The sequence below is a fragment of the uncultured Corynebacterium sp. genome (assembly GCF_902782855.1).
Lineage (GTDB): Bacteria > Actinomycetota > Actinomycetes > Mycobacteriales > Mycobacteriaceae > Corynebacterium.
The window spans coordinates 1-4380 of record NZ_CACZOO010000180.1 but is presented as its reverse complement, the minus strand read 5'-3'; the positions used below and the strand labels follow the sequence as shown (position 1 = coordinate 4380).

Sequence of the window (4380 nt, the reverse complement as noted above, 5' to 3'; positions counted from 1 at the left end):
CCTGTGCTCCCGCGTCAACTAGCTGAGCTCCAGGTACCTTGACGCCGGTGTCACCTTCGACTTCGCAGGGCAGGAGGAACCCTTCCTCCTCGACATCGTGCCGAGGCTGATCCAACATGCCGAGTTCGAACGCACCGAACGCGGTCTCAAACAACGGGTGCGGGCACTCGAGGCCTTCCTCGCCGACATCTACGGGCCCGGCCGCGTCTTCACCGACGGGGTCATCCCCCGGTCCGTGGTCACCACCTCGGAGAACTTCTGCCGTGCCGTCGCCGGCTACGAACCACCCGACGGGGTGCGTATCCACGTCACAGGTGTCGACCCCATCCGTGACGGGGATGGGGACCTGCGCGTCCTCGAGGACAACGCCCGTGTCCCCTTCCGGGGTCTCCTACGTCCTCACCAACCGGCAGGCCACCGCCGCCTCCCGCCCGAGGCGGTGCGCCGGTACAACATCGCCCGCCTCGACGACTATCTTGCCCGGTTGCATGCCGCTCTGGCCAGGGCTGTCCCGCCCGGTGTACCGGACCCACGCATCGCCGTGCTGACCCCGGAGTCTACAACTCCGCCTACTTCGAGTACCCCGTGCTCGCCCGCACCATGGGCGTGCCACGGGTGAAGGGCCGGGACATGGTGGTCCGCCACGGGGTGGTCTTCCTGCGCGCCACCCGCGGACTGGAACAGGTGCACGTCATCTACCGGCGGGTGGACGACGAACCCCCGATCCGGTGAAGTTCCGCCCAGGCCAACAGCACCGTCACCATCGCCAACACGGTGGGCAACGGCGTCGCCGACGGCAAACTCGTCTACAGCTACGTGCCCGATCTCATCCGCTACTACCTCGACGAGGAACCTCTGATCCCCAACGTCGACACCTGGCGGCTGGAGGACCCGGAGGCCAGCGAGGAGGTCCTCGACCGGATAGACGAACTCGTCGTCAAACCCGTCGACGGCTCCGGCGGCAAGGGCATCGTCATGGGCCCGATGCGCTCGAGGAAGGAGCTGGCGGCGGCGAGGGGGGAAACTCCTCGCCGACCCGCGCGGCTGGATCGGCCAGCCCCTGGTCCAGCTGTCCGCCGTGCCGACGATGACCCCGGACAAGGGCATGCAGCCCCGGCACGTCGACCTGCGTCCCTTCGTCGTCAACGTCGGCGAGGACATGTGGGTCATGCCCGGTGGACTGGCCCGGGTCGCCCTGCAGGAGGGGCAGATGATCGTCAACTCCTGCCAGGGCGGCGGGTCCAAGGACACCTGGGTCATCTCCGCCGGCCTCACCGGCCCGGAATCCGACCAGGCCCGCGTCCTCACCGTCAACCTCGGACTGTCCACCGAGGCCGACAGTTCCTCGTCCGGCACGGAACTGCGCCGCCCGCTGGGCGCGCCACTGACCCCCGGGCCGGCTCCCGGGAGGTCTGGTCGCAGCCGGGAACCGACCCGGACTCCGCCCAGTCGATGGTCGCCGCCCTGTCCGACTGCCGTGACTCCGCCCGCCGGGCCCGTGAGATCCTCACCACCTCGTCCTGGAAGGCCATCAACCGCGCGTACCGCAAGGTCGCGTCCGGCCGCCTGGAGCTCCTGAGGCCGCCTCCGGCCTGCCGGGATGGCCACGACCACTGCTCGAGGATCATCGGCGCCCAGCAGTCCTTCGTCATGTCCCGCGGCCAGGAGGACACCCTCACCACCTCGGTCGACTTCCTGCTGCGCGACCGGTTGTGCCCCCGGTCGATCATCTTCTGCCTCGACGGGGCACGGGACTGCCTCTCCGCGCTGGACCCGACGACCCTGCGCTCCGGGTTCGGGGACGACGCCCAGCGGCTCCTCGGCCAGATGAGCGCCCGGATCGAGTACATGCAGCCCAACGAGGCCATGGACCAGCTCGGTGAGCTCACCCAGCTGGTCCAGGAGACCGGTGCCGCGGCGACCCAGGCACTGAGCCGACGGTACTTCGAGGGTGCCCTGTCGGCCACCTGGCACGAGAAGTAGGGAGATGAAGAAAACACCATGACAACGACACTGCGTATCGTCCACACCACCGGCTACAACTACTCCGCACCGGTCACCGACTCCTTCAACGAGATCCGCATGACCCCGATCTACACCGCCCAGCAGCTCATCCGGGAACAGTCGGTGTCACCGGCACCGCCGCACAGGCCTGGGACGCCCGCAAAGGGGTGTGCCAGGACTTCTCCCACATCATGGTCGGTGCCCTGCGCGCCGTCGGGATCGCCGCCCGGTACGTCTCCGGCTACGTCCTGCCGAAGAAGGACGCGGAGATCGGGGAGACGGTGGACGCGGAGTCCCACGCCTGGGTCCAGTGGTTCAACGGCGGGGAGAACAACGGCTGGTACAGCTTCGACCCGACCAACGACATCGTCCCCGGGGAACTGCACGTCATCGTCGGGACCGCCCGGGAGTACTCCGACGTCCCGCCGCTGAAGGGCATGTTCTCCGGGCAGGCGGTCTCGGAGCTCTTCGTCACCGTCCGGATGACGCGTCTGGGGTGACTTCCCCGCCGCCCCGGTTCCGCGGCGCGTCGGCCCCGCCCCGGTCGACGGCCGCCCGCATCGCCCGGGCGAGATCGGTCCGGGCGGCGTCGACCCGGGCGGCGGTCCGCTCCCGCTCCCGGTCCCGCCACTGCGCCTTCTTCTCACGGGACCTCCTGCCGTTGCGCACCGCCGTGACACCGACCCCGATGCCGAGCAGGACCGGGACCCACACCTTCGTGTAGTCCAGGGCGAGATCGACGATCCACGGAAGGTGGACCGTGGGCCAGTCGATGTCGGGCCACGGTACCGACGGGAGGGTGATCTCCGGCCAGTCGACGTGCGGCCAGGGGATCTCCGGCCAGTCGACGTGCCAGTCCGGCAGCAGGGACGCCAGCCACCGCCACAGCGGGTCGAGGATCCGGGCCAGCAGCGGCCCGAGCACCAGCACGGCCAGCGCCCAGCCGCCTTTCCCGATCCCGCCGAGGACCGGGTACAGCCACCGTTTCACCGCAGAGCGTTCCATCCCCTGCTGACGTTTCTCCGCCCGGGACCCGGCCGGGGCGTCGAACTCGACGACGTCCCCGCCGGCCTTCAGCGTGACGGCCCGGACCCACTGGTCGGACCAGTCACTGCCGATGACCAGCATGGGGGCGGAGATCGCGGTGGGGTGACCGTACTCCCCGGGACCGGGGTGCTTCGCGGGATCGGTGAGGACGTCCGGGGACAGGTCGATCTTCACGTCCGCCAGTGACCGGCACCGGGCGACGACCGTGCCGTCGATCCGGACGAGCAGCCGGGGGGACCCGGGCCTCCGGCTGTCCCTGCGTGCCCGGCGTGCCGTGCTCCTGCCGTCGGTACTGCCGCCGCTGCCGCCGCTGGCTCCGGTGCCTCCGCTGTCTCCCGTGGGGCCGTCCGTGCCCGACGTGGTCCGGCCCGGCGCGCCGGGGAATCCCGGGTCGACCGTGCCGAGGGCGTCCGCGGTGCCGGTGGCCACCTCGATGGCGCCGAGGGTCGGGTGGCGCAGCAGCCAGTGGTCGGTGCCGGGGGAGTCGGGTGAGTCGGGGGTGCGGTCGGTCCGGTCCATGGTGCGGCCCAGGGTACCCGCCGGGTCCGGGGACCTCCCGGTACATGGTCCGGTGCATCACGGCAGGGTGTCTCGTGTTGTAGCAGGGCACTGTCCGGGGTGGCAGGGGTTCCTGCCCCGTGGCAGGGGCAAATCCGGATTCAACGAACCGGGCGAGGATTGCCCCTGCCATCTGACGAGGACCCCTGCCAGTCCGGGACCGTCCCGGTGACGTAGGACATCTGTAGGACCCCGGAACCGGTGACGTGGGGTCCTGCCTTCCCCGGGAACACGAAAACCCCGCCCCGGTGGCCTTGTGGGCCGCCGGGGCGGGGCATCTGTCGGACTGACAGGATTTGAACCTGCGACCCCCACACCCCCAGTGTGGTGCGCTGCCAAACTGCGCCACAGTCCGTCCATCCGCAGTGATTGCTCACTTGCGAACGGGCAAAAGCTTACAACACCCGGATTCAGTTGCGCTAATCGGCAGGTGACACCGGAGATTCTGAGACGATGACACCGTCGGCGTCCGCGTAGGCGATGTACCCGGGGACGAAGTCCACGCCACCGAAGCGCACGGTCACGTCACGCTCACCGGCGCCGTCCTTGGCGGACTTGCGCGGGTTGGTGCCCAGTGCCTTGCACCCGAACTCCATGCCGCCGACCGCGGCGGAGTCACGGATCGCCCCGTTGATGATCACCCCGGACCAGCCGTGTTCCACACCGAACTCGGCGATCATGTCACCCATCAGTGCGGTGTGGACCGAGGCGTCGCCGTCCACGACGAGCACGCCGCCCGGGTTGTCCTCCTGGAGGGTCTTCTTCACCAGG

General features: G+C 69.6%; 4 protein-coding genes, 1 tRNA gene and 3 pseudogenes. 5 read left to right on the top strand and 3 right to left on the bottom strand.

Annotated features, from left to right (window positions below; all coding sequences use genetic code 11):
• Positions 1 to 97: 97 nt before the first annotated feature.
• The 5 genes and pseudogenes from QZV72_RS14915 to QZV72_RS08020 all read left to right on the top strand — a co-directional run.
• Positions 98 to 981 (top strand): annotated as a pseudogene (locus tag QZV72_RS14915) (circularly permuted type 2 ATP-grasp protein); the annotation flags it as partial.
• Between the two features lie 67 nt (positions 982 to 1048).
• Positions 1049 to 1183: pseudogene (locus QZV72_RS08035) on the top strand (circularly permuted type 2 ATP-grasp protein); the annotation flags it as partial.
• A gap of 269 nt (positions 1184 to 1452) precedes the next feature.
• On the top strand, positions 1453 to 1983 hold the full coding sequence (locus QZV72_RS08030) for an alpha-E domain-containing protein (protein WP_297007083.1): 531 nt from the start codon (positions 1453 to 1455) through the stop codon (positions 1981 to 1983).
• A gap of 18 nt (positions 1984 to 2001) precedes the next feature.
• Positions 2002 to 2085, top strand: a pseudogene (locus QZV72_RS08025) (transglutaminase N-terminal domain-containing protein); the annotation flags it as partial.
• An 86-nt stretch (positions 2086 to 2171) separates the two neighbouring features.
• Positions 2172 to 2504, top strand: a complete 333-nt coding sequence (locus QZV72_RS08020; protein WP_297007076.1) for a transglutaminase family protein — start codon at positions 2172 to 2174, stop codon at positions 2502 to 2504.
• Here QZV72_RS08020 and QZV72_RS08015 read toward each other — a convergent pair.
• From QZV72_RS08015 to rraA, 3 genes are all read right to left on the bottom strand, one after another.
• Complete coding sequence (locus tag QZV72_RS08015; protein WP_297007072.1) at positions 2476 to 3570, bottom strand: hypothetical protein; 1095 nt, start codon at positions 3568 to 3570, stop codon at positions 2476 to 2478. The genes QZV72_RS08020 and QZV72_RS08015 overlap by 29 nt on opposite strands.
• Before the next feature lie 320 nt (positions 3571 to 3890).
• Positions 3891 to 3964: transfer RNA gene (locus QZV72_RS08010), tRNA-Pro, on the bottom strand.
• A gap of 64 nt (positions 3965 to 4028) precedes the next feature.
• Positions 4029 to 4380 (bottom strand): ribonuclease E activity regulator RraA (gene rraA, locus QZV72_RS08005; protein ID WP_297007068.1); only part of this gene is annotated, 352 nt, incomplete at its 5' end.

Bases quoted from the DNA above. Each gene is read 5' to 3' on its own strand.
- QZV72_RS08030 (WP_297007083.1), top strand. From the start codon at position 1,453: ATGGTCGCCGCCCTGTCCGACTGCCGTGACTCCGCCCGCCGGGCCCGT.
- QZV72_RS08015 (WP_297007072.1), bottom strand. From the start codon at position 3,570: ATGGACCGGACCGACCGCACCCCCGACTCACCCGACTCCCCCGGCACC.